Consider the following 23,488-nt stretch of genomic DNA (forward strand, 5'->3'; position numbering starts at 1 on the left):
TTCCTAAATAAAAGCTAAAGCCTTTATTATGTTCATCAAATTAGATGTAAGTAGCGCCAACAATAATTAATAGAATGAATAGTACAACAATTAGAACAAATGTAGAACCATAACCATAGTTGTTGCCTCCAGAGTATCCTCCGCAGTAGCTATTGTTCCACCCACCAACGTTATTTCCGTACGGTTGTGAGCCCCAGCCTTGGTATCCCATAAAAGCACCCCTCCCTTCTACAACCTATAATATGTTTCGGTCGTAAAAATGGGAGGGGTATTCGTCTAGTCAATATTTCCTTTTGGTCTAAATATTAAGGCACCAATAAAGCCGAACACAATAGCAGCACTGATTCCTGAGCTTGTTACTTCGAACATGCCTGTTAATACGCCAACAAGTCCATGTTTTTCTGCCTCCGCCAGGGCACCATGTGTTAATGAATTCCCGAAGGATGTAATGGGCACTGTCGCCCCTGCTCCAGCAAAATTAATTAATGGCTCATATAAGCCCATACCATCCAAAATCGCACCTACAACCACTAACGTACTTAATGTATGTGCTGGTGTTAAATTGCCAACGTCCATTAATAATTGGCCTATGACGCAAATAATGCCTCCAACAATAAATGCAAATACAAAAGTCATAACCATGTTTTTTGCCTCATTTCATCGTAATTTCTATCGCATGTGCCGTACATGGAATCGTCTCGCCTTGCTGATAGGATAGCGGAGATAATAACGCACCCGTTGCTACTAGTAATACTCGCTTATAGCTCCCTGCACGCATTTGTTGAATAACATAACTAAAAAAAACAGCTGCCGAACAGCCTGCACCACTTGCACCAGATTGGAATGCTTCATCCTGTCCATAAAATTCAGCACCTGCATCACGTAATAACGTGAGCTCTTCATTTTTTACGCCATTTTCCACAAGCATTCCTTTCAATAGCTTTAAGCCAAGCTGGCCCAAATCGCCTGTTAAAATTAAATCGTAATGATAAATTTTTTGATTTCTCTGTTGTAAATGAGATTGAATCGTCTGAAAAGCAGCAGGTGCCATTGCAGCACCCATATGGAAAGGATCATCCATACCATAGTCAACGGACTTGCCAATTGTTGCTGCTTCTATAGATGGATACTCCTCGCGATGTTTGCCAATTAGCGCATAACCAGCAGCAGTTACAGTCCATTGAGCTGTTTGTGGTTTTTGTGCTCCATAATTGATCGGGTAACGAAACTGGCGTTCAATTGCATTATGTTGACTAGAGGCACCTGCTAATGAAAAATTAGCAGCACCTAACTCAGTTAACAGACATGCAATAATGACTGAAGATACGGAAGTGGCACATGCCGAGAATAGTCCAATAAAAGGGATTTCTAAATCCCTAGCGGCAAAATTAGTTGGTGTCATTTGATTGACTAAATCTCCGCCCATTAAATAATTGATATCACCTTTTTGTACGCCCATTTTTTTCATAGCATATTCACAGGCCTCTTCAATCATTTTGCGATGACCCTGTTCATTTGTTTTCATTTGCCAACGTTCATCATCATAAACGGAGTCAAAATACTGACTAAAAACACTCCGATTTTCTAAAGGACCCGCTACCACTCCACCAGCTAAAAGAGAGGGCTTCGATTGAAATACAATTACCATGAAACCACTCCTATCGTTACGAGGATATATTTAATGAGCGCTACAAAAAATGCTGACACTACACCAAATAAAACAACTGATCCTGCTAATTTAAATAAATTTCCTCCGACTCCCAATACTAGCCCTTCAGAACGATGCTCGATTGCTGCCGAAATAACAGCATTACCAAAGCCTGTTACTGGAACTGCTGATCCAGCCCCAGCAAATTGACCAATTCTTTTATAAAGGCCAAGACCTGTTAATATCATTGCGAAAAATACCATCGTTGCAACCGTAGGATTTCCTGCTGTTGCCTCTGTAAAATTGAAGAAAATAATATAAAAAAGAGACAGCTTGACCGATTGCACAAATAAAACCGCCAACGAAAAAGGCTTTTGCTACATTCTTTAAATAAGGGGGCTTTGGTGTAACATTTTGCTCTAACTGTTGATACTGCTCTTTTTCCATTTATGTCTCCTCCTTTGCAAGCTCTTTTAGTTCTGTAATTTTATCGCTTAATTTATTATCTTCCATCTGATCCTTTTTTATTTTATTGGCTTCATAAAAAATTTTGTAATCAGCGGAGACAAACACTTCTTTGTTTGGATATTTCTCTTCAAATTTCTTTTGCAATTTTTTCTCTAACTTAGTTTTTTTCCACTTTTCCCATGGTTTAATTTGTACTGCGATAAGCATACTATCGTCATATTGAATAACCGTTGAGCGATCAACATAGTCTTCTTCTTTAATAAGGGTTTCGACTTCACTTTCATTTTGTGGAGACCCATATACGATAAATTTTTCCTTTTCAGCACAACCATTTAACAGCGATAAAACAACTAAGAGAGGTAACGTCATTCCTAGTAGCCTCAAGTTTTACCCTCCTTTTCTTTACAGTTTCTCCACACATAAAAAAACTATTCATTCAAAGAAATACACAAAAGCCCGAGTCCAGTTTTCAAAAGTACATATTGTAGAAGTAGTAACAAGGAAAGGGGGTGACAATATGGGTTGTGGTAAGCCAACAAATCCTATTGGACCAATCCATTCAGCAGGCTGCGTTTGTGACGTAGTTCGCGCTATTTTAGATATTCAAAATCAAGCGGTGCGAGATGAGTGTTCTCCATGTACAGCAAACTGTTTCTTAGAGCCACTAGGCGGGATTGTTAGTCCTGCACGCTCACAAGCAGATACACGTGTTTTCATGTTAATTACAAAAGATGGTACTCCTTTCAAAGCATTCTTTAACTCTCCAACAGCAGATCCTTGTATTTGTACATCCGTATTCTTCCGCGTAGAAGATATGTTTGATGAATGCTGTGCTACTTTACGTGTTTTAGAGCCATTATGTACATTTGACTCTAGTGAAAGTACAGTAGACTTACTAAGCAAAGATGGTTGTTGTATCAACATGAAGAAAATCTGTAAAGTAGATGACTGGAGCTCAACAGATAGCTGTATTACTGTGGATTTATCTTGCTTCTGCGCTGTACAATGTATCGCTGATGTTGACTTAGGGATTTGTGACTAATTCTTTCACCTTTGACACACACACATAAAAAAAGTGTACAGCATCCTCTGCTGTACACTTTTTTTATAAAGTTGGCAATTTTCTTCCTCGCCAAAGTATTTGCTGTATATCTTCAAAATGAATGATTTCCTGTATTTTTAATTCTAATGATGTGAGCATTAAAGAATCATTCTGTACATCTGAAGCTGTCCCAGTTAATTTTCTACCATCCTTTAAACAAACTAATAATGGCTGATAGGCTCTCTGACGAAATGGTTTTTCTAAAAACTGGAGCTGTTTCAGTAAATAAGGATCTATTTGTACTTCATCCACTGTCTCATTTTTTTCTTCAACTATTTGCTCATCGAACATAGTGTCCTTTACATAGACAGATGTACTTTCATCCAAATCAAGTTCATGTAACACCTTAGAAATATTTAAAAAATATGATGGTGATTTTATAAACAAGCGTGGTTCTTGATCCACTTTACTCACTTCCCTTTTTTCCATACAATATGCGAAAGTAAGCAAATTGGTTCTTAGCCTATTTGGCTTAAGAAAACTGTCGCTAAGCCCAAATAAATTAAAATACTTGTAATATCATTTAATGTAGTAATAAAGGGTCCTGATGCAACAGCAGGGTCAATTTTTAGTCGATGCATTAACAATGGAATAAATGAACCAGCTAATGTTGCCACTAAAATAGAACCACAAAGCGCTGCCCCTACTAACATACCTAGGACAAGTTCATGTTTCCAAAAATAAACGATCCCAATAACAATTAATCCACAAACAATGCCTGACATTAAGCCAGTACCTGCTTCACGTAATAGTAACTTCAATTTACTATGTTCTTCTACATCACCTGTTGCAATCCCTCGAATGGCCACGGCCAATGCCTGTGTTCCACTATTACCTGAAGTTCCTGAAATTAATGGAATAAAGACCGCTAGTAAGGCAACCTTATCTAAAGTATCCTCAAATTGCCCCATTAGGTTAGCTGTTAACATACCTAGAAACAGTAGAACTACTAGCCATGGCAAACGTTTTTTAGCTGCTTGGAATGGTGTTACATCAAATTTATCCATATCCGAAATACCAGCTAATTTAGAGTAATCCTCAGAAGCCTCTTCATCAATAACATCAATAATATCGTCAACCGTGATAATACCAAGTAATTCTCCTTTATCATCAATAACAGGTGTCGCTAAAAAATTATAATCCTTCATAATTTGCGCGACTTCTTCTTGGTCATCGCCTACATGTACCATTACGACACGTTCATTCATAATTGACCGAATAAGTGTATCCTCGTCAGCAATGATTAAATCACGTAACGAAATAACACCCGTTAGACGATGTTCTTCATCCACAACAAAAATATAATAAACGGTCTCTGCATCTGGTGCCTCTTTACGCAAAATAGCCATAGCTGAACGAACTGTTGAATTTTCTGGTATAGCGACATATTCAGTGGTCATGATAGAGCCAGCAGTATATTCATCGTAGCTTAGTAGCTCATTAATATCTTCTGCCGCTTCTTCATCCATCATTTCTAAATAGCTTTCGCGCTGTGCTGTATCCAGTTCATTTAAGACATCTGCCGCATCATCCGCATACATATGAGATAGCATTTCTGCACCGTATGATGGATCCATTTCAGCAAGATATGCTTTATACTCATCATCTTCAATATCGATTGCCTCAAAAATATCAGCCATTTCTGTCGGAGACAAGAACGAATAGATGATTTTCCTTATATCAGGTTCCACCTTTTCATAAAACGTTGCCTGATCATATGGATGAAGTTCTAAAAACTCATCACGGAATGCGTCAATATTATGTGCTTCCAGCATTTCTCGTAGATGTGCCTCATCAAATTGCACATCATCCTTTTCATTTCTTTCCTCTATCATGCTTGTCCCCTCCTTCCGAGCTTTCAATCATTTTACGGGCAATGCTGCCGTAAATCTACCTTCTATATAATAGAGTGTAATGTACCTTTTCTGCAAACTCTTTTTTAAGTTATATTTATGAGCAATTGGGCAGATTTTTATAAAATTCAATATTACGCCTAAAATCATGACGATTCTATTTTACTATACCTTACCTTTGTCACTTTGTTATGAATAAGGTGTAAAAAATAATCTACTTCTCTAGCCAAACTCCAAGATAGTTGTTGTTGACGCGCAGATAAACAATATATCCAATTTTCACCTACCATACAACCTGTGATATTAAGAATCTCCCTCGTGAAGAAATACGCAGTTTAACCTAATTCAAAAAACGATAAGGAGATGCTCGTTTGCGCGAACACCTCCTTTTATCAAAAATTTATGCTGAAGATTCCTTCAGTAATCTTTGCATGTCTTCATTTAGCATACTTGTAAAGTGTAATGGCACACTTGTTAAAGGATGCTCCATACTTAAAGATACACAATGTAATGCTTGTCGATCAATCTGAAGACGACTACCACCATAAAGGTCATCCCCCACAAGTGGGTGTCCAAGATGTGACATGTGCACGCGAATTTGATGTGTACGCCCTGTATGCAATTGAAGTCGTACATGTGTCATTGGTTCAGCACCCAGTGAAAAACGCTTCAGAACCTTTACATCCGTATGTGCATATTGTCCATCTTCTCGTACTTCTCTTTCAATAATACTAGCTTCTTTACGACCAATCGGAGCTATAATCGATTGAAAGTTTTGTTCGACATGCCCATGTACAATGGCTTCATATTGTCTTGAAATCTCTCTCTTACGCTGAGCAAGCCCTGTTAAATGATGAATATGAGCATGCTTAGCTATGCATAGTAAACCTGATGTATCTCGGTCTAGCCTTGTAACAATATGAGCCGTAGAGGCCAATCCTTGTTGCTGAAAATAGCCACAAACTAAATTTGCAATGCTGTTTGTTGGATGCTCTCGTGAGGGTATCGTACTTTGATGAGCTGGTTTGTTGAGCACTAAGATGGCATCATCTTCGTATACAATGGACAAATCTCCATGCTCGATAGCAAGCCCTTCACTTTTTTCTTCAGGAGGAAACGTTACTTTCACACAATCTCCAACTTGCAGGATATGTCTCACATTACGTTCGACATCATTCACAGTCAACATGCCACCATCAAACTTAATAGCTGTTAGAGCTCGCTTAGAAATACGCCACTCTTGAAGAGCCTCTCGTAATAATTGGCCATTTTTCTTTGCCTCAAATTGTAATGTAAATCTTGTATCCACGTTATTCATTTGCAACAAATGATTCATGCACTCGCTCCCAAAATGGGAATGGTCGGAAACGGGCAAAACGTACTCTTTCATTTGCTACATTAAACGCTATGGCTTTGACATCACCTTGAGTAATTTGCAAGTGATCAACAGTCATATTAAAATTTTGTTCATTTACAGGACGCAATACACAATGATGGTGTGCTGGTAAGATTAATGGCGATCCTACTGTCCTGAAAACGCGGTTATTAATTGAGGCAATTTCAGTGACTTGGAGTGCCGCTAGTGTAGGATGTATGATGGCTCCACCTAGAGCTTTATTATAAGCCGTACTACCCGAGGGAGTGGATACACAAAGACCATCACCACGGAAACGCTCAAATTGATTGCCATTTAACTCTACATCCATCACAAGTGTAACATCTGGCGATTTGACAGTTGCTTCGTTTAAAGCAAGATACGTATTTGATTCGGCATTATGATGCTCTACCCTTACTTCCAGCAGTGGATATTCCACAACATTAAAATCCTTCTTAGCAATGGACAAAACTAATTTTTCTAATTCAGATGGTTTCCAATCCGCATAAAATCCTAAATGCCCTGTATGGATACCAACGAAGGCTACCTGATCTAATAAATGGGAGTATCGATGAAAGGCATGCAATAGTGTGCCATCTCCTCCAATCGAAACAACAATTTCTGGCGTCTCTTCATCATAGGTCAAGCCAAAATCCTGTAAATAGGTTTTAGCAAGTTCCATCAGCTCGTTGGATTGTGCATCTCTACGTGATTGAATCGAAAATTTCATTGTGCGTCACGCTCCTTCTCCGTTAGTAAATTAGGATTCGATGCTTCTTTATATTCGCTAAAGTAGGCCTGTGCCTCTTGAATTTCACTACGAATGGATGACATTTCCTCATCCAACCGAAATGCTGCCTCGGCAGCACTTTGCAAGCGATTCTTAATCTCTTCTGGGAACATGCCCTTATATTTATAATTTAAAGAATGCTCTATTGAAGCCCAGAAATTCATGGCTAGTGTACGGATTTGTATTTCCGCTAATACTACTTTTTTTCCTTGAATTGTTTCAACAGGATACTCCACTATCATATGGTAGGAGCGATAGCCACTAGGCTTATTATGTGTAATATAATCGCGTTCTTCCACTACACGCATATCTTTTCGCTGACGAATTAGCTCAGTTACCGTTGAAATATCATCAACAAATTGACACATAATCCGAAGGCCAGCAATATCACCAAGTTCATCACCAAGTTGTTTAGAAGGCTCAAAAGCTAGTCCTTTTTCTAACGTTTTGTCATATATACTTGCTAAAGGCTTGACACGTCCTGTAACAAATTCAATTGGCGAATTGGCATTAACAATACCAAATTGCGAACGCATGCCCTTTAATTTTACTTTTAATTCGTCTACTGCTTGTTTATAAGGACTTAAAAAAATTTCCCATTGTCCCATTGTAAAAACCTCCCGACAATCGGTATCGAACACCACCGTCTGTTCGTTTTGTCTTTCTATTCAGCAAGAATAGCCTTGAAGTGTTGTTCCACTGCCTGGACAAATTCTGCCCCATAATTGTAATTTCCTTCAATATTATACACGAGCATTTCCAATTCCTCGTAGAAATTTGTCAGCTCAATCACTTCTTCACCTATTCGTAGCAATGGATTTTTCCCTTTTTGTAAAATATGTACAAGATTCTCCCAACTACTCGGTGGAAAACGCAAGTAATGATAGTCTTCACCTGCATCAAGTAAATAAATGAATGCAAAATCATCTGAATCTGCAATGAGTTGTCCAGCAGGTTTTAACTGTAAATTTACTTCATTGTCGTTTAAACTAAAATGAAGTTGATCTTGTTCAAAATTCGATGTATCTATTGTATAAATTTTACGCACATGCGGTTCCCCTTTTCGTTGTACTCTTCCTCTTATTTTAGCACACAGGGTAAATAGTTGCAGTGTGTAAATATTAATTCGAGCGAAACAACGGATGAAAAATAAAAAATAAATAGGTGACTATAAATGACACAAGAAATTGAAATTGAATTTAAAAATCTATTAACAAAACAACAATACGAGCAATTATTACAAGAGTTCCACATTAGCCAAAATGCTATTCATCGTCAAACAAATCATTATTTTGACACACCTAATCAAGCAATTCGCAACCTACAAAGTGGTCTTCGTATTAGACAAATTGGTGATTATTTCGAATGTACGCTCAAAGAAAAAAACGCCGAGCATGCTCACCTTGAAACGACGGATGAAATAACAGCAATAGAGGCGCAACAAATGTTAGATGGCAAAGGATTTTATGCTCAAGAGGTAGCTAAAAGATTAGCTCTTCATCACATTCCTTTAGAACAATTGCATGTATTTGGTTCTCTCACTACAGATCGTGTCGAAATTCCCTACAAAGAGGGACTTCTCGTTTTTGATCATTCTTTCTATTTGCAGCGTGACGATTATGAGGTAGAATATGAAGCAAAAGATGCAATAAAAGGAAATATAATTTTCGACGAATTTTTACAACAATATGGTATTGATAAGCAACCAACTGATAAAAAAATTGCTCGTTTTATGAAGGCACTAAAAGCACAAAATTTATAAAAGTAGAAAAAAGGAAGGTGTCTGACTCCTTGGATATTCAATCATTCAAATCTTTACTAGAAATTCGGGCTTTGCAAACACTTGGATCAAGCGAAAGTTCACCCACAGACAATGAGTCTATTTTTTCTGATATGATTAACGAATTATTAGGAGAAACTTCGACAGCAAGTAATGCTAAATTATCAAGCTTGCTTGCTACAGGAACAGCAAATAATTCAAATTTCGTCAAAGAATTAGCTACTTTGGAGCAAAGTCCATTAGAATCATTACTTTACAAAGGGTCTAATGCTGTGTTTATACCTGAATCAGTCAAACAAGCTTTAGCAAACACATATGCTAATAACAAACTTGATTCCTATGTTTCAGACGATGTAATAGGCTCTACAGCATATGCTAATTCACTAGCAGGATCAAATGAGTATACTGCCATTATTGAAAAAGCAGCCGCTACTTATCAGATACCCGCGAAGCTTATTGCAGCGGTTATTAAACAAGAATCTAATTTTAATCCAACTGTAGTAAGCCATGCGGGTGCGCAAGGTTTAATGCAACTCATGCCCAAAACAGCACAATATTTGGGTGTGACTAACGCTTTTGATCCAGAGCAGAATATTATGGCTGGTGCAAAATATTTGCGTCAAATGCTAGATAAGTTTAATAATGACCCTTCACTAGCATTAGCAGCTTATAATGCTGGCGCATCTCGTGTTACGAAATATGGAGGAATCCCTCCTTTCAAAGAAACACAGAATTATGTCAAAAAAGTGATGAATTACTTTACAGTGTAATCGCATCTTACCTGTTATCTATGTCATTTCCAACAAATTTCACCCATAGTGGTGAAATTTGTGCTTTTGTAGCGAACAGCAATTCGAAAGAGCTCTTTGTTTGTGTTAACGAAAAGACGTTGATAGAATGAAGGTAGTCACAAGAATTTCACAATTTGATGAGGATGAAGTATACAATATGGTACTTTACGATATAAAGAATTAAAGGAGCATATAACTTATGAGTCGAAAATACACTGTTCCTTATGAGGAGCTGGGAGCTGAAAAACTGTCAGAACTCATTCATGCGTTCTATAAAAGAGTTGCTCAGCATCCTGATCTTATTCCAATCTTTCCAAAGGATTTAACAGAAACAGCCCGTAAACAAATTCAATTTCAAACACAGTATTTAGGAGGGCCAAATCTTTTTACTGAGGAGCATGGTCATCCGATGATGCGTGCACGTCACATGAATTTTCCTATTACACCTGACCGCGCTCAAGCTTGGCTAGAGTGTATGTCAGAAGCAATGGATGAGGTAGGTTTGGAAGGGAAGTTCCGTGAAACTTATTATCAACGTTTAGTATTAACAGCTCATCACATGGTTAATACGCCAAATGACGATGAGGGGGAATTGTTACGTGAATAATATTCAAATGTTGCAAGAGCCAACGCCAACGATTTCTACTGCAAACAAGCCAATTGAATTGTATATTTTCGTAGATCCACTTTGCCCTGAAGCTTTCAGTATGCAAGCAACTCTTCGTAAATTACAGCTTGAATACAACCATTACTTCACATGGCGCTTTGTTTTAAGTACAGAACTTACTTCTTTAAATTGCTTAAGTAAACGTGTCAAAGGCTGTATTTCAGGAATCGAACTTGATATTAATCACCCTGTTTTACCTTCTATCGCTATTAAAGCAGCTGAATTACAGGGGAAACGTGCAGGTGCGCGTTATTTGTCGAAACTACAAGAATACGTATTATTAAGTCATCAAGATGTAAACTCCTATGCAACGCTTTTAAAAATAGCTGAGGATGTTCAACTCGATATGAATGAGTTTACTGTTGACTTTGGTTCAAAAGAGGCAGCACGTGCTTTCCAATGCGATTTATATATTAAACGCGAAATGGAAGTAGATGAAGTACCAAGTATCGTATTTTTCAATGAATGTATTGAAGATGAGGGACTAAAAGTTAGTGGTAGCTATTCCTATGAAGTTTATGAACATATTTTACAAGAAATGCTGAACGAACAGCTTGTCCGTCAGCCTTTACCATCAATAGAGGACTTATTTTCTAAATTCCATACTCTTTCTACAAATGAAATAGCTTTTATCTATTCATTAACAGAGCAAGCAGCAGAGCGTGAACTAAAGAAACGCATGCTGCAACAAAAGATCGAACGAATCCAGACTACTCACGCTACGTTATGGCGTCTTAAATAATAAAATAAACAATAGGGACTCCAATCATCATGATGGAGTCCCTTTTTCAAGATAACGCAAAATACAAAGAAGCGCCTCTATCCTCGACCGATAGAGACGCTTCTTTTTCACAAAGGGGATGGGAGAAATGTTCACGTTCAAACAAAGGGGTGTATGTTTGTTTTGTGATTTATTTCACAAGAATTACTCTATCATGGAATAATATATTTAGCAATGAAACCAATACTAGATTCACAAATTTGTCAAATAGAAAGCGATTACAAACAGTATTTTTCCAAGATGCACACTTTTAAACTATTTAGAAATCAAAAAAAAACATTATTCTTTCCTTTTAATTTATGCTGTTAATAAAAATAATTGGGCTATAGGAACATTCCTATAGCCCAATTAATTAGTTATTTAACAATAATTTTTCTAATTCATTTAAACGTTCTTCAAATACTTTACATGCATCTTCAATTGGCTTAGCTACGTTCATATCAACGCCTGCTGCCTTTAATACCTCAATAGGGAAATCAGAGCATCCCGCTTTTAAGAAGTTATTAATATAACGTTCTACAGCTGGTGCACCCTCCTCTAAAATTTGTTTACTCAATGCTGTAGCGGCTGATTTACCAGTCGCATACTGATAAACATAGTAATTATAGTAGAAGTGTGGAATACGAGCCCATTCTAAGCCTATTTCCTCATCAACCGCCATATCATCACCGAAGTACTTTTTGTTTAATTCATAGTAAACTTCTGTTAAACGATCTGCTGTCAAGGATTCACCGTTCTTATCCATCTGATGAATAAGGTGTTCGAACTCTGCAAACATTGTTTGTCTGAATACCGTACTTCTGAAGCCATCTAGCCAATGGTTTAATAAGTATATTTTTTGTTGTGGATCATCAATTGTTTTCAGTAAATAGTCATTTAATAACTCTTCATTGCAAGTAGAAGCGACCTCTGCCACAAAAATAGAGTAGTCTCCATAAACAAAAGGCTGGTTGTTACGTGAATAATAACTATGAACACTATGGCCAAATTCATGTGCTAATGTAAATAGATTGTTCACATTATCCTGCCAATTCATTAAAATATACGGATTCGTACCATAGGCGCCTGAAGAATAGGCTCCACTACGCTTCCCTTTATTCTCTAAAACATCGACCCAGCGGTTATCCAGTCCATTTTGAACGATGCTTTGATATTCCTCCCCTAATGGAGCTAAAGCCTTTACTAAAATATCTTTCGCTTCATCATAAGAGACCTTCATTTCCACCTCTTTAACTAGTGGCGCAAATAAATCCCACATATGCAATTCGTCTACACCCAATAATTTCTTACGCAACGAAATATAACGTTGCATAGCTGGTAAATGCTTATGAATTGTTTCCACCAGCTGATCATAGACATTTTCAGGAATGAAGTTATTAGACATGGCAGCGTGGCGTGCAGATTCATAATGACGAATTCGAGCACTTACATTATGCTTCTTTACATTACCAGTTAGCGTAGCCGAGAACGTATTTTTAAACTTGCCGTATGTTTCGTACATAGCCTTAAATGCGCCTTCACGTACAGAGCGATCCTTGCTCTCTAAAAACTTGATATAATTACCATGCGTAAGTTGTACTTCTTCTCCCTCTTCATTTTTCACATGAGGGAATACCATATCGGCATTGTTTAACATGCTGAATGTATTCGAAGCTGTACCTGTCACCTCAGACATTTGCGCTAGCAATGCCTCCTGTTCGGCTGGTAATACATGTGGACGTGCCATTGTAATTTCTTTTAAAGATTGCTTATATAGTTCTAGGTCTTGATTTTCTGTTAAGTAGCGTTCAATCGTTTCTTCACTTAATGACAGAATTTCTGGCGTTAAATAGGAAAGGCCAGCTGAGATACTCGTTGCCAATGTTTGAATACGGCTGTTCATATCTTGATAAAAGCTATTTGTAGTATCTTGATCATAGCGCATATGAGCATATGTGTAGAGCTTCATTGCACGTTCATATATATGATCATGATACTGTAAAGCTGCTAATAATACCTCTGCCCCATTATTTAAAGTACCTGCATAGCTAGGTGCTTGTTTAGCAAGCTCTGCAACCTCCTTCAATTCCTCTTCCCAAGCTGCATCTGTTGCAAAGATGTCTTCTAAGCGCCATGTTAATTCTTCTGGTACTTCTTTTCGAACCAAAACCTGATTACTGTTACTAGCCATATATGCCAGCCCCCTTTATATGTGCTTTTTTCCTTTTACTCTCATATTTTCTCAGTATATTGTGGCAATTGCAAATAAATGTACATAGACTTGCTCACAATTATCTAGTAAACCATCCTCATGATGCATACGCTTAAGAAGATACCCATAATTTTGAATAGCCCTGAGTGCTTGTTCGGTTACTTCCAGCTGATGCTTACATAAAAAGTTTTCCATCTGCCCCTTTGTTAATTCAAATGGAAGACGTCCTAATTGTTTACTAAAATAAAACAGCATTATTTGCCACTCGCTCGTAAACAAAGGGATAGCTGCTCCTTCTTTCACTGGAATACCAATGTATGGTGGCAGAGCAGTAAGAGAAAGATTTAATTCATAGCAATTACGTAAAAATGGATCTTGTGCCCCCTTCTTGCTATGTAAAAGACGACTATGCGCAAATTGCCTACAAGTCTGTTTATAGAGCTGCCAATAGCGTCGAAATTCTTCTGGGGTAATACGTTGAGGTCTATAAAAAGGGAAATGTTGTAGATCGACCGAAATTTTCTGTACTTTACCTATGAAAGTATGCCCATGAACATGAAGAAGATTCGTCCAATAAACAAACTGGGCTGTCACCGGGTTGTACGTCAATAAATATGGTAAATCCGTTGTCGTTATAAACGCCTTTTGTAAGAGTGGAGAGATTCTAATTTTTCTGATGCCGTTGACAGCTTCTTTGCCTTGTGGAGTTTGAAAAAGCCAAATTGCTTGTATATCGTTTCTTTCATAGCCCATTGTTCGTTGATGCCATTTTTCATGAGAGATAGTACTACATTGAAATTCAACTGCAAACTGCTCCTTATCGAGTGTAACAAGCAAATCTGGGCGCTGAGAAACCTCCTTTAAATATGGTTCTAGTTTCACCTGATGTCCATGCTTTTGGAGCCACTCATATAATTGCACTTTACCTTGTAAATGTATTTTAGATTCATTTTCTGCGAACAGCTGTGAACATTGATTTTTTGTGAAGTGAGCAAAGTGGGGAATATTATAGTTACCTATTTTCAATTGAACTTGTTCTAAACATTGAGGGCAATAAAATTTCATTTGCCGCCTATATCGCTGTAAAGCTTTCCTCGTATATTGATATGGGAGAAATAGTTGCTGTTGATTGTTATAGGCAATCAGCATAGTATCAGCTCCTTTTTAGCCAACTATAATAGAATGGATTTTCACTAACAAAAATAAAGCACCTTTTTCTTGAAATTTTAAAAATGCGCTCTTATTCAAGCTCTTTGATGCTGAAAACATAAAAAAGGACTGTAGCGAAACTCGATTCATTTACGAGTTTCACTACAGTCTAAAATAATTAGTGTTTCATTGCCTATGCAAAGTATTTTCGAACTGTTTCAAAGCAATTGAATTCCATAATCTTTTCACCGTACTCCTCTAGACGATGAATTGTAAAATTGGATGGTGTTAAAAATTCCTTGATAACTGCATTTCTATCATGACGATTTAAATCCTCATCTGCGTTTCCGAAATCAACAACTAGATAGTACCAATTTTCATATTTGAATAATGAGGAATCCACTAATTCGTCTGTCATTCGTTTTGCGACAGGGATTAACTCATCAATATCTTTAAATTTATAAACATAAATGTCTGTATCCATAAATAATTCTGACTCATCCATGTCACCAAATTGAGTTAGTTGGCTAAGAAGATCCTCTCCAACTTCATCGAATGGTGCAAACATATCTTTGTGTTCATCAAAATTCGAATGACCATCTAATGTTTCACCGTCTTTTAAAATATGTGCACGTGTGACAATGATTTCTAAGCCTACTTCAGATGCATTGATATGAATCCAAATCGGACCCTCTACATCAAAATAATCCTCCGTGTTTACTTCATCAATCATATCCCAAAAAAGTTGTTCACCCTTTGCTCGATTGTACCAAATTTCTTCACGACTATAGCCGCGATCCTCTATATCATTGTACGTAATAAAGAGCTTGAGTGTATTTTCATTTACACGTTCGATGTCCACTAGACCTCATCTCCCTTCACTGTCATATGTCGAAAAACAGTTTGTTTCATTAGTATGCTTTTATTCTTTGTTTTTAACCTTCATACTGCATTTGTTTTTCAACCTTTGACCACACTACAGTAAAACCATCGAGTAACCGTAAACATGAATTTTTGTGTTCACAGTTGTCTCTAACTCTATTGTATGCTGTTCTGTCATAAAATGAAAAGGATATACACCGTTTCACAGAAGATATTTGAATTATTGAAATTGTAGTAAACTATTTAACTTAAATCAAGTTTAACATACTTTTACGGAAATATATGACTTTTCCCTATTAATTATTATACTTCATATAGAAGGTTTTACAGAAGTAAAACATAAAAAAAAGATGTCACAACATGTATTCCACATCTGTAACATCTATTACATATATTATTCAGAATAGAAAGGTTTAATTCACCATTCGTTGCGCTTCTTGTAATTGATATGCTCGAACTTTTCGAGGTAGGAAACGACGAATTTCATCTTCATTGTAGCCAACCTGCAGACGTTTTTCATCTAAAATAATTGGTCTACGTAGTAAGCCAGGATATTCCTGAATTAATTCATATAAACGTTGTAATGGTAAGCTTTCAACGTCCACATTTAATTTTTGGAATATTTTAGAACGAGTGGAAATGATTTCATCAGTTCCATCTTCTGTCATTCGTAAAATTTTTTTTATTTCACTTATGCTAAGCGGTTCAGAAAATATATTACGTTCTGTATATGGAATTTCGTGCTCCTCTAACCAAGCTTTTGCTTTACGACAAGAGGTACAACTTGGTGATGTAAATAGGGTTACGATCATTCTGACACATCCTTTCATTTAAAAATCATTATCTATAAACCAGAACCAATGTGTTAAATTAGAATTAATGTAATGTAAAATACACAGTACCATTATACAGTACTCAGCTGTATTTGAATATAGTTCCAATAAAAAAAATCTGAACCTATCCATAAATATTCTGTCTATTCATACAGCTTTCAAATATGATGTATTTTCTTCAAACTTATGTGCTACTACTACCATTCCCATTTTTAAAGCATTTTAAACATCTAAACAGATATCTCAGTTGTTCTCATTTAAGAAAAATAATCGAGAAAATTGTCAATCCCACGTGTACATCTAAACAATTTTTTAATAAAAAATTATAAATTTATAACAAAATTACATAACAAAAAAAGCATATAATTTTTTCTAGAAAAAAAACACCGTCAAAAGTCTGACTTTACACAAAGGAATCTTTATAATATAATTCTTTGCAATCAAATCAATTTGAACAATTTAAATTGATAAAAACGCTGACGAAGAGTAGTACATATGCTAATTCACGTATAGAGAGTCTGTGGTTGCTGTAAACAGATCGTGGATGCATGTGGAATGGACTTCCGAGTTAGCTTTGTGAACGCTACTTGAAGCTATTAGCAAAGCTCGTCCCTTCACGTTACGAAGCTGAGTGGCCTTTTTAGGCAAGCTGGGTGGTACCGCGGATTCAAACATCATTCGTCCCTTCATTAGAAAAAATCTAATGAGGACGCATGATGTTTTTTTGTCTTCATCACCAAGTTGAAAGGTGAAGACAACGCTGTGACACAAGTTACAGCAATTGAATTCGAGGAGGAATTTTTTATGACAACTATTTTTTCTGGCGTACAGCCTACAGGTATCGTAACATTAGGGAACTATTTAGGAGCATTCAAGCAGTTCCCGGCACTACAAGATGAAGGAAACGCTATTTATTGTATCGTTGATCAACATGCCATCACTGTTGCACAAGATCCTAAAGAATTACGAGAAAGTATTCGTAAGCTTGCTGCTACCTACATTGCTACTGGCATTGACCCTAAAAAATCGACATTATTTATTCAATCAGAGGTGCCAGCGCATGCTCAGGCAGGATGGATGTTACAATGTGTTGCGTCTATCGGTGAGCTAGAACGTATGACACAATTCAAAGATAAATCACATGGTAAGGAAAGCGTATCTGCTGCTCTTTTAACATATCCACCACTAATGGCTGCAGACATTCTACTTTATAACACAAATATTGTCCCTGTCGGCGATGATCAGAAACAGCATATTGAGCTAACTCGTGACCTTGCAGAACGCTTTAACAAACGCTTTGGCGATGTTTTAACAATTCCAGAAATTCAATTACCTAAAGCTGGCGCACGCATTAAATCCTTACAAGAGCCAACAAAGAAAATGAGTAAATCAGATCCAAATACGAAAGCGACAATTCGCTTATTAGATACTGCGAAAGACATTGAGAAAAAAATTAAATCAGCTGTAACTGACTCTGACGGCATCGTTGCATTTGATGTGGAAAATAAACCAGGTGTTTCAAATTTATTGACAATCGAATCAGCTATTTCAGGGGTAGCCGTTGAAGATTTAGTCAAAAAATATGAGGGAATTGGTTATGGTGGATTCAAGCAGGGTGTAGCAACAGCAGTAATTGAACACCTAACACCTATTCAAGAGAAATTCTATCATCTAGTAGAATCATCAGAATTAGATGTCATTCTAGATGAAGGTGCTGAAAAGGCTAATGCGATTGCTAGTGCTACATTAAAACGTATGGAAGATGCTATGGGTCTTGGTCGCGCACGTCGCTAAACTTACGGCTTGTCTGAGGATCGATCAAAGCCCAAATCAAGCACAACTGCGCAGATGATGATACAGGCTCCTACCGCCATATAAAATTCTGTTGTTTGAAAAATAAATTTGAAAACAACCTTCCATGAATAACCTAGTGTGCGGTAATTTAAATACAATATGAGATTCCCTACAGAGAGGATCATTAAGCCATAACTTACTAAAAATAAAAAGAGACGAAACATAGTAAGGGCATCCTTTCTATTTCTTCTTACTTATCATTTATTCACAAAACTATAAAAAAAGACGTCAGCCATTTAAATTTGGCTGACGTTTTTTTATGTTTATCTATTATGCTTCATATTTTTTGAATAGGAGACTTGCATTATGACCACCAAAACCAAGAGAATTACTCATTGCATATTGAATATTTGCTTCTCTTGCTTCGTTTGGAACATAATCTAAATCACATTCAGGATCAGGATCTTTTAAATTGATTGTAGGTGGTAAAATCCCTTCTTTAAGGGCTAATGCTGTGAAAATAGCTTCCACACCACCTGCTGCTCCTAATAAGTGACCCGTCATAGATTTTGTTGAGCTCATTGCAAGGTTATACGCATGATCACCAAAAGCAGTTTTCACAGCTTGTGTTTCGAATAAATCGTTATATGGCGTACTTGTACCATGGGCATTAATATAATCAACTTGTGATGGCTCTACGCCACCATCTGTTAATGCTTGCGTCATCGCACGTGCTGCACCTTCACCCTCTGGAGCTGGAGCCGTAATGTGATGCGCATCCCCAGTTGCACCATAACCTAAAACTTCAGCATAGATTTTGGCACCACGAGCTTTTGCATGTTCATATTCTTCTAAAATGACAATACCCGCTCCTTCTCCGATAATAAAGCCATCTCGGTTTTTATCGAATGGGCGACATGCTGCTTGTGGATCTTGATTTAATGATAGTGCTGTATTGGCACAAAAACCTGCAACCGCCATTGTTACGATTGGTGATTCAGCACCACCAGAAATCATAACATCAGCATCTCCACGCTCAATTACTTTAAAGGCATCACCAATAGAGTTTGTGCCTGAAGCACATGCCGTTACAGAACAAGAATTAATCCCCTTTGCACCAAAGTGAATAGAGACTTGGCCCGATGCCATATCAGGAATCATCATTGGGATAAAGAAAGGACTAACACGTCTTGCGCCACGCTCTTGGAATGTTAAAAATTGTTGTTCATATGTTTCCATTCCACCGATACCAGAACCAATCCATACACCTGCACGTGGAGCTAGCTCTTCATCAATTGTTAGCTGTGCATCTTCCATTGCCATAATAGAAGCCGCTAATGCGTATTGTGTGAAGCGATCCATTTTACGTGCTTCCTTACGATCAATGTATTTTTCAATATCAAAATCCTTCACTTCTGCGGCGATTTTTGCGGCAAAAAGATCTTTATTTAAACGTGTCAGCTCACCAATGCCAGATTTACCAGCTTTAATGTTTGCCCATGTTTCTTCGATGCTATTTCCTAGTGGTGTAACTGCGCCAATTCCTGTAATTACTACTCGTCTTTTACTCATTGTCTTACTCCCCTCAAGCATTTTTCCTACTTATTTTCCCCATCTCATGGCTACGGCACCCCATGTTAAGCCGCCACCAAAACCTACAAGGACTAATAAATCATCCTCTTTAATCTTACCTGCTTCGAGCTCATCTACCAAGGAAATACCAATAGATGCTGCTGAAGTATTTCCATATTTATGAATCGTTTTTGACATTTTTTCTGGTGGTAGCTCTAAACGCTCACGTGCAGATTCCATAATACGTATATTTGCCTGATGTGGCACTAGGAAATCAACGTCTTCTTTTGTTAATCCCGCTTTCTCTAATACATTAACAGCCGATTCACCCATTTGTCGAACAGCAAATTTAAACACTTCACGACCATTCATCGCAATTGTATCTTGCTTCGTTAAATAAAGATTCTTTCCGCCTGTACCGTCTGCACCAAGTTCGAAGGATAGAATACCTCTACCTTCAGAGACTTGCCCAATGATAGCTGCACTGGCACCATCGCCAAATAATACAGCTGTATTGCGATCTTCCCAATCAACGACTTTCGACAGCTTTTCAACACCTACTACTAAGACATATTTATAAGCATTTGCCTCAACAAAGTGCTTTGCTGTCACTAAACTATATATAAATCCTGCACATGCTGCTGCTTGATCCATTGCTGCAGCATTTACTGCTCCGATTTGTTCCTGAATCATACAAGCTACACTTGGAAAAGTTTGATCCTGTGTGACAGTTGCTACAAGAATTAAACCAATTTCCTCAGGCGTAATACCCGCATTTGCAATAGCTTCTTTTGCAGCAGCTACTGCCAAATCTGAAGTTTCCTGATCATCTGCCGCAAAATGACGTTCTTCAATGCCTGTTCGAGTACGAATCCATTCATCAGAAGTATCCATGATTTTTTCCAAATCAAAATTTGTAACGACCTTCTCAGGAACATATTTGCCTATTCCTATAATACCAGCGTTCATATAGCAACCCCTCAGCTTTCTTACTATCAATTATTAGTAACTGGTCATAATTATAACGCATATAAAAGGAATGACGCAAGATGATTTAAAATTTATGCGGCTGAGGGTAGTGTTCTTTGAATATAGAAGTGAAGAATTTTATGGAATGAGGTTATTCTGTTTAGAGCTTTATCTATCGTACTTTGTTGAGCTTGTTCATTATTTTTCAAAGCACCTTGCATCATGTATGAGCGGTGTTCTTCCCTTTTGGAGCACTTTTCACCCGCTTAGGAGCGCATTCCCCTATTTCAGAGCTGTTCCTAAATACTTTACATTACTAAACATAAAATACTAAATCTCATATTTGTTGTGACAAAATCGCCATGTTTCACATAAATGGTTCATTTTTTTTTGATTTATGTTATGATATGATAATGAATATGAGTAAAACCTTATGATGAAAAAAGTTCGGTTGAGGTGAAATTAATGCAATATATCGTAACGTTCATATGGTCATTCCTACTAGTTTCTATGTTAAACTACGTAGTCAGCTCTGTACTTGGTGTACCATTTGATTTCAAAACTGGGGCAATCGTTTCTGTTGTATTCTCCATCCTTATCTTTATTATTGGAGCAATCATTCCAAACGACCCTACACCAGAAGCTGCAGACCATCATTAATTCAGCTAGAAAAAGCCTGTTCAGCTTCATGCCGAACAGGTTTTTTCTGTTATTTTTCCACAACACATTGACCCTCATGCATTTTCACATGCAACGTCTCCCCTGGTAAAACTTCTCCGCGTAATAGTTCTTTAGCAACGGCTGTTTCGATATGTCGCTGTACAAAGCGTTTTAGTGGTCTTGCTCCAAATTGGGCATCTGCACCTTGCTCTACTACCCAATCAATGACTTCTTGCTCGACAGATAAAGTAATTTCTTGCTCTGCGACACGTTTAATCAATTGCTCCACATACTTCCAGGCAATCGCAGTAAAATGTTTAGTAGATAATGCATGGAAGAAGATGATATCATCCATTCTGTTTAATAGCTCAGGTTTAAAATGTTGTCGTAGGGCTGACATGACTAAGTCCTCCACAGCCGCATCATTTTCCTTTGCCTCCATTAAATAACTTGATCCGATATTCGAAGTTAAAATGACTACTGTATTTGTAAAATTCACCATTCGTCCCTGACTATCTGTAATGCGCCCATCATCTAAAATTTGCAATAAAATGTTCGCCACATCAGGATGAGCTTTTTCAATCTCGTCTAGTAGCACCACAGAATAAGGATTTCGGCGAACTGCTTCCGTTAGCTGTCCACCTTCCTCATAGCCCACATAGCCTGGAGGAGCCCCAACAAGTCGAGACACACTATGTTTCTCCATGTATTCACTCATATCAATCCGAATAAAGTGATCTTCTGAATCAAATAACTGTGCAGCAAGTGCCTTGGCAAGTTCTGTTTTACCTACACCAGTTGGACCTAAAAATAAAAAGCTACCAATAGGTCGGTGTGGATCTTTGATACCTGCACGTGCACGCCATACCGCTTCTGTCACTAATTGAACTGCTGTATCTTGTCCAACCACACGTTCATGTAATGTATCCTTTAAACGTAATAGTTTTTCACGCTCACCCTCTACTAATTTTGTTACAGGGATTCCTGTCCAACGTGAAACAATTGCAGCGATTTCATCTGCTGTTACCTCTTCACGTAAAATACGAGATTCTGCACCGTTCTCTAATTCCTTTTCAAGTACCTGAATGTCTTTTTCAAGTGTTGGAATTTTACCATGACGTAATTCAGCAGCTTTATTTAGATCATATTTACTTTCTGCCTCATCTAGATCACGACGATATTTATCCAATGTTTCACGTTTTTTCTGAATATCGTGTAGTTTTTCTTTTTCTGCTTCCCATTGTTGTCGCATGCCCTTAGATGATTCTTTTAACTTAGTTAATTCTTCGCGTAATTGCTCCAGACGTTTTTTACTTGCCTCGTCCTTTTCCTTACGCAATGCCTGTTCCTCAATTTCAAGCTGCATAATACGACGTGTGACTGCGTCTAATTCCTGTGGCATTGAATCAATTTCTGTACGAATCATTGCACAAGCCTCATCAATTAAATCAATGGCCTTATCAGGTAAAAATCGTTCTGTAATATAGCGATTGGATAGTTCTGCTGCCGCAACAATTGCTCTGTCATGAATACGTACTGCGTGATGTAATTCAAAGCGTTCCTTTAAACCACGTAAAATGGATACCGTATCCTCTATAGATGGCTCACGTACTAGTACTTGCTGGAATCGACGTTCTAAGGCAGGATCCTTTTCAATGTACATACGATATTCGTCTATGGTAGTAGCACCAATACAGTGTAATTCACCACGTGCTAGCATAGGTTTTAGCATATTTCCTGCATCCATAGCGCCATCTGTTTTTCCTGCACCTACGATCGTATGAATTTCATCAATAAATAGAATGATTTGTCCTTCTGATTCTTTTACTTCTTTTAGCACACCTTTTAAGCGTTCTTCAAATTGTCCACGATAACTTGCACCAGCGATTAACGCACTCATATCTAATTCATATAATACACATTCTTTCAAGCCTTCTGGTACATCACCTTTAACAATACGCTGTGCTAAACCTTCCACAATTGCCGTTTTACCAACTCCTGGTTCACCGATTAATACAGGATTATTTTTTGTTTTACGTGTTAGAATACGAATTACATTTCGAATTTCTTCATCACGCCCGATAACAGGATCCATCTTGCCGTTTTTTACTTCTTCAATTAAATTGCGTCCAAATTGTTCTAATGGTTTTTTATTGTCTGTTTGTTGAAATTGCATAGCTAGC

25 protein-coding genes, 1 pseudogene and 1 other annotated feature are annotated in these 23,488 nt (G+C 37.4%); of the genes and pseudogenes, 7 read left to right on the top strand and 19 right to left on the bottom strand.

Going from position 1 to position 23,488, the window contains the following annotated elements; genetic code table 11:
- Positions 1 to 40: 40 nt before the first annotated feature.
- The 5 genes and pseudogenes from HXV90_RS11855 to HXV90_RS11875 form a co-directional block, all read right to left on the bottom strand.
- Positions 41 to 211 (bottom strand): YjcZ family sporulation protein, encoded by a 171-nt coding sequence (locus HXV90_RS11855; RefSeq protein WP_009374137.1) that lies wholly within the window; start codon positions 209 to 211, stop codon positions 41 to 43.
- 65 nt (positions 212 to 276) lie between these two features.
- Positions 277 to 636 carry a stage V sporulation protein AE gene (gene spoVAE, locus HXV90_RS11860; protein WP_412759119.1) on the bottom strand — a complete coding sequence of 120 codons (360 nt, stop codon included), beginning with the start codon at positions 634 to 636 and terminating at the stop codon, positions 277 to 279.
- Positions 637 to 652: 16 nt separating this feature from the next.
- Positions 653 to 1,648 carry a stage V sporulation protein AD gene (locus HXV90_RS11865; protein ID WP_269898995.1) on the bottom strand — a complete coding sequence of 332 codons (996 nt, stop codon included), beginning with the start codon at positions 1,646 to 1,648 and terminating at the stop codon, positions 653 to 655.
- Positions 1,642 to 2,095, bottom strand: a pseudogene (spoVAC, locus tag HXV90_RS11870) (stage V sporulation protein AC). Before spoVAC ends, HXV90_RS11865 begins: the two are co-directional and overlap by 7 nt.
- Positions 2,096 to 2,500 (bottom strand): YhcN/YlaJ family sporulation lipoprotein, encoded by a 405-nt coding sequence (locus HXV90_RS11875; RefSeq protein ID WP_225340734.1) that lies wholly within the window; start codon positions 2,498 to 2,500, stop codon positions 2,096 to 2,098.
- Between the two features lie 133 nt (positions 2,501 to 2,633).
- On the opposite strand from HXV90_RS11875, the gene HXV90_RS11880 reads away from it, so the two are divergent.
- Complete coding sequence (locus HXV90_RS11880; protein ID WP_004230953.1) at positions 2,634 to 3,158, top strand: CotY/CotZ family spore coat protein; 525 nt, start codon at positions 2,634 to 2,636, stop codon at positions 3,156 to 3,158.
- Positions 3,159 to 3,221: 63 nt separating this feature from the next.
- Here HXV90_RS11880 and HXV90_RS11885 read toward each other — a convergent pair whose 3' ends face one another.
- The 6 genes from HXV90_RS11885 to HXV90_RS11910 form a co-directional block, all read right to left on the bottom strand.
- On the bottom strand, positions 3,222 to 3,623 hold the full coding sequence (locus tag HXV90_RS11885) for a hypothetical protein (protein WP_231595610.1): 402 nt from the start codon (positions 3,621 to 3,623) through the stop codon (positions 3,222 to 3,224).
- A 53-nt stretch (positions 3,624 to 3,676) separates the two neighbouring features.
- On the bottom strand, positions 3,677 to 5,053 hold the full coding sequence (gene mgtE, locus HXV90_RS11890) for a magnesium transporter (RefSeq protein ID WP_048392024.1): 1,377 nt from the start codon (positions 5,051 to 5,053) through the stop codon (positions 3,677 to 3,679).
- A gap of 418 nt (positions 5,054 to 5,471) precedes the next feature.
- On the bottom strand, positions 5,472 to 6,407 hold the full coding sequence (locus tag HXV90_RS11895; protein ID WP_066036268.1) for an RluA family pseudouridine synthase: 936 nt from the start codon (positions 6,405 to 6,407) through the stop codon (positions 5,472 to 5,474).
- Positions 6,382 to 7,176, bottom strand: coding sequence for an NAD kinase (locus HXV90_RS11900; RefSeq protein ID WP_004227435.1), 795 nt, complete (start codon positions 7,174 to 7,176; stop codon positions 6,382 to 6,384). Before HXV90_RS11900 ends, HXV90_RS11895 begins: the two co-directional genes overlap by 26 nt.
- Complete coding sequence (locus HXV90_RS11905) at positions 7,173 to 7,844, bottom strand: GTP diphosphokinase (RefSeq protein ID WP_004227437.1); 672 nt, start codon at positions 7,842 to 7,844, stop codon at positions 7,173 to 7,175. Before HXV90_RS11905 ends, HXV90_RS11900 begins: the two co-directional genes overlap by 4 nt.
- A gap of 56 nt (positions 7,845 to 7,900) precedes the next feature.
- A complete protein-coding gene (locus HXV90_RS11910) occupies positions 7,901 to 8,284 on the bottom strand; it encodes a UPF0738 family protein (protein WP_004227440.1) in 384 nt (127 codons plus the stop codon).
- A gap of 126 nt (positions 8,285 to 8,410) precedes the next feature.
- Here HXV90_RS11910 and HXV90_RS11915 point away from each other — a divergent pair, with 126 nt between their 5' ends.
- The 4 genes from HXV90_RS11915 (at position 8,411) to HXV90_RS11930 (ending at position 11,216) form a co-directional block, all read left to right on the top strand.
- Positions 8,411 to 8,998, top strand: coding sequence for a CYTH domain-containing protein (locus HXV90_RS11915; RefSeq protein WP_066036269.1), 588 nt, complete (start codon positions 8,411 to 8,413; stop codon positions 8,996 to 8,998).
- 29 nt (positions 8,999 to 9,027) lie between these two features.
- Complete coding sequence (locus HXV90_RS11920; protein WP_048392027.1) at positions 9,028 to 9,786, top strand: lytic transglycosylase domain-containing protein; 759 nt, start codon at positions 9,028 to 9,030, stop codon at positions 9,784 to 9,786.
- A 220-nt stretch (positions 9,787 to 10,006) separates the two neighbouring features.
- Entirely contained in the window at positions 10,007 to 10,414 is a 408-nt protein-coding gene (locus HXV90_RS11925; protein ID WP_004227447.1) for a globin domain-containing protein, read from the top strand.
- Entirely contained in the window at positions 10,407 to 11,216 is an 810-nt protein-coding gene (locus HXV90_RS11930) for a DsbA family protein (RefSeq protein WP_004227450.1), read from the top strand. Before HXV90_RS11925 ends, HXV90_RS11930 begins: the two co-directional genes overlap by 8 nt.
- A gap of 391 nt (positions 11,217 to 11,607) precedes the next feature.
- Here HXV90_RS11930 and pepF read toward each other — a convergent pair whose 3' ends face one another.
- The 4 genes from pepF to spxA all read right to left on the bottom strand — a co-directional run bounded on the left by pepF (position 11,608) and on the right by spxA (position 16,286).
- Complete coding sequence (gene pepF, locus HXV90_RS11935; protein WP_269898996.1) at positions 11,608 to 13,425, bottom strand: oligoendopeptidase F; 1,818 nt, start codon at positions 13,423 to 13,425, stop codon at positions 11,608 to 11,610.
- Positions 13,426 to 13,476: 51 nt separating this feature from the next.
- Positions 13,477 to 14,595 (bottom strand): competence protein CoiA, encoded by a 1,119-nt coding sequence (locus HXV90_RS11940; protein ID WP_269898997.1) that lies wholly within the window; start codon positions 14,593 to 14,595, stop codon positions 13,477 to 13,479.
- A 193-nt stretch (positions 14,596 to 14,788) separates the two neighbouring features.
- The gene (gene mecA, locus HXV90_RS11945) at positions 14,789 to 15,457 is read right to left on the bottom strand and encodes an adaptor protein MecA (protein ID WP_004227456.1); all 669 of its coding nucleotides are present in this window, start codon (positions 15,455 to 15,457) and stop codon (positions 14,789 to 14,791) included.
- Between the two features lie 433 nt (positions 15,458 to 15,890).
- On the bottom strand, positions 15,891 to 16,286 hold the full coding sequence (spxA, locus tag HXV90_RS11950; RefSeq protein WP_025116803.1) for a transcriptional regulator SpxA: 396 nt from the start codon (positions 16,284 to 16,286) through the stop codon (positions 15,891 to 15,893).
- 491 nt (positions 16,287 to 16,777) lie between these two features.
- Positions 16,778 to 16,999: a binding site (T-box leader), on the top strand.
- Between the two features lie 115 nt (positions 17,000 to 17,114).
- On the opposite strand from spxA, the gene trpS reads away from it, so the two are divergent.
- Positions 17,115 to 18,104 (top strand): tryptophan--tRNA ligase, encoded by a 990-nt coding sequence (gene trpS / locus HXV90_RS11955; protein ID WP_048392030.1) that lies wholly within the window; start codon positions 17,115 to 17,117, stop codon positions 18,102 to 18,104.
- 2 nt (positions 18,105 to 18,106) lie between these two features.
- Here the strand turns inward: trpS and HXV90_RS11960 are convergent, their stop codons facing one another.
- The 3 genes from HXV90_RS11960 to HXV90_RS11970 all read right to left on the bottom strand — a co-directional run bounded on the left by HXV90_RS11960 (position 18,107) and on the right by HXV90_RS11970 (position 20,645).
- Positions 18,107 to 18,328, bottom strand: coding sequence for a YuzI family membrane protein (locus HXV90_RS11960; protein ID WP_016994330.1), 222 nt, complete (start codon positions 18,326 to 18,328; stop codon positions 18,107 to 18,109).
- A 106-nt stretch (positions 18,329 to 18,434) separates the two neighbouring features.
- Positions 18,435 to 19,676, bottom strand: coding sequence for a beta-ketoacyl-ACP synthase II (gene fabF, locus HXV90_RS11965; RefSeq protein ID WP_048392031.1), 1,242 nt, complete (start codon positions 19,674 to 19,676; stop codon positions 18,435 to 18,437).
- A 30-nt stretch (positions 19,677 to 19,706) separates the two neighbouring features.
- On the bottom strand, positions 19,707 to 20,645 hold the full coding sequence (locus HXV90_RS11970) for a beta-ketoacyl-ACP synthase III (protein ID WP_048392032.1): 939 nt from the start codon (positions 20,643 to 20,645) through the stop codon (positions 19,707 to 19,709).
- Positions 20,646 to 21,110: 465 nt separating this feature from the next.
- On the opposite strand from HXV90_RS11970, the gene HXV90_RS11975 reads away from it, so the two are divergent.
- A complete protein-coding gene (locus tag HXV90_RS11975; protein WP_004227469.1) occupies positions 21,111 to 21,305 on the top strand; it encodes a YjzD family protein in 195 nt (64 codons plus the stop codon).
- Between the two features lie 49 nt (positions 21,306 to 21,354).
- Here the strand turns inward: HXV90_RS11975 and HXV90_RS11980 are convergent, their stop codons facing one another.
- On the bottom strand, positions 21,355 to 23,481 hold the full coding sequence (locus HXV90_RS11980) for an ATP-dependent Clp protease ATP-binding subunit (RefSeq protein WP_269898998.1): 2,127 nt from the start codon (positions 23,479 to 23,481) through the stop codon (positions 21,355 to 21,357).
- Positions 23,482 to 23,488 lie beyond the last annotated feature (7 nt).

Source organism: Lysinibacillus sp. JK80 (genome assembly GCF_027557635.1).
Classification (GTDB): domain Bacteria; phylum Bacillota; class Bacilli; order Bacillales_A; family Planococcaceae; genus Lysinibacillus; species Lysinibacillus capsici.

What these genes read in the sequence shown, in the direction of transcription:
- spoVAE (WP_412759119.1), bottom strand. Translation starts at nt 636, where the DNA reads ATGACTTTTGTATTTGCATTTATTGTTGGAGGCATTATTTGCGTCATA.
- HXV90_RS11975 (WP_004227469.1), top strand. Translation starts at nt 21,111, where the DNA reads ATGCAATATATCGTAACGTTCATATGGTCATTCCTACTAGTTTCTATG.
- trpS (WP_048392030.1), top strand. Translation starts at nt 17,115, where the DNA reads ATGACAACTATTTTTTCTGGCGTACAGCCTACAGGTATCGTAACATTA.
- HXV90_RS11915 (WP_066036269.1), top strand. Translation starts at nt 8,411, where the DNA reads ATGACACAAGAAATTGAAATTGAATTTAAAAATCTATTAACAAAACAA.
- HXV90_RS11880 (WP_004230953.1), top strand. Translation starts at nt 2,634, where the DNA reads ATGGGTTGTGGTAAGCCAACAAATCCTATTGGACCAATCCATTCAGCA.
- fabF (WP_048392031.1), bottom strand. Translation starts at nt 19,676, where the DNA reads ATGAGTAAAAGACGAGTAGTAATTACAGGAATTGGCGCAGTTACACCA.
- pepF (WP_269898996.1), bottom strand. Translation starts at nt 13,425, where the DNA reads ATGGCTAGTAACAGTAATCAGGTTTTGGTTCGAAAAGAAGTACCAGAA.
- HXV90_RS11900 (WP_004227435.1), bottom strand. Translation starts at nt 7,176, where the DNA reads ATGAAATTTTCGATTCAATCACGTAGAGATGCACAATCCAACGAGCTG.
- HXV90_RS11925 (WP_004227447.1), top strand. Translation starts at nt 10,007, where the DNA reads ATGAGTCGAAAATACACTGTTCCTTATGAGGAGCTGGGAGCTGAAAAA.
- HXV90_RS11970 (WP_048392032.1), bottom strand. Translation starts at nt 20,645, where the DNA reads ATGAACGCTGGTATTATAGGAATAGGCAAATATGTTCCTGAGAAGGTC.
- HXV90_RS11865 (WP_269898995.1), bottom strand. Translation starts at nt 1,648, where the DNA reads ATGGTAATTGTATTTCAATCGAAGCCCTCTCTTTTAGCTGGTGGAGTG.
- HXV90_RS11855 (WP_009374137.1), bottom strand. Translation starts at nt 211, where the DNA reads ATGGGATACCAAGGCTGGGGCTCACAACCGTACGGAAATAACGTTGGT.
- HXV90_RS11940 (WP_269898997.1), bottom strand. Translation starts at nt 14,595, where the DNA reads ATGCTGATTGCCTATAACAATCAACAGCAACTATTTCTCCCATATCAA.
- mgtE (WP_048392024.1), bottom strand. Translation starts at nt 5,053, where the DNA reads ATGATAGAGGAAAGAAATGAAAAGGATGATGTGCAATTTGATGAGGCA.
- HXV90_RS11895 (WP_066036268.1), bottom strand. Translation starts at nt 6,407, where the DNA reads ATGAATCATTTGTTGCAAATGAATAACGTGGATACAAGATTTACATTA.
- HXV90_RS11980 (WP_269898998.1), bottom strand. Translation starts at nt 23,481, where the DNA reads ATGCAATTTCAACAAACAGACAATAAAAAACCATTAGAACAATTTGGA.
- HXV90_RS11905 (WP_004227437.1), bottom strand. Translation starts at nt 7,844, where the DNA reads ATGGGACAATGGGAAATTTTTTTAAGTCCTTATAAACAAGCAGTAGAC.
- HXV90_RS11960 (WP_016994330.1), bottom strand. Translation starts at nt 18,328, where the DNA reads ATGTTTCGTCTCTTTTTATTTTTAGTAAGTTATGGCTTAATGATCCTC.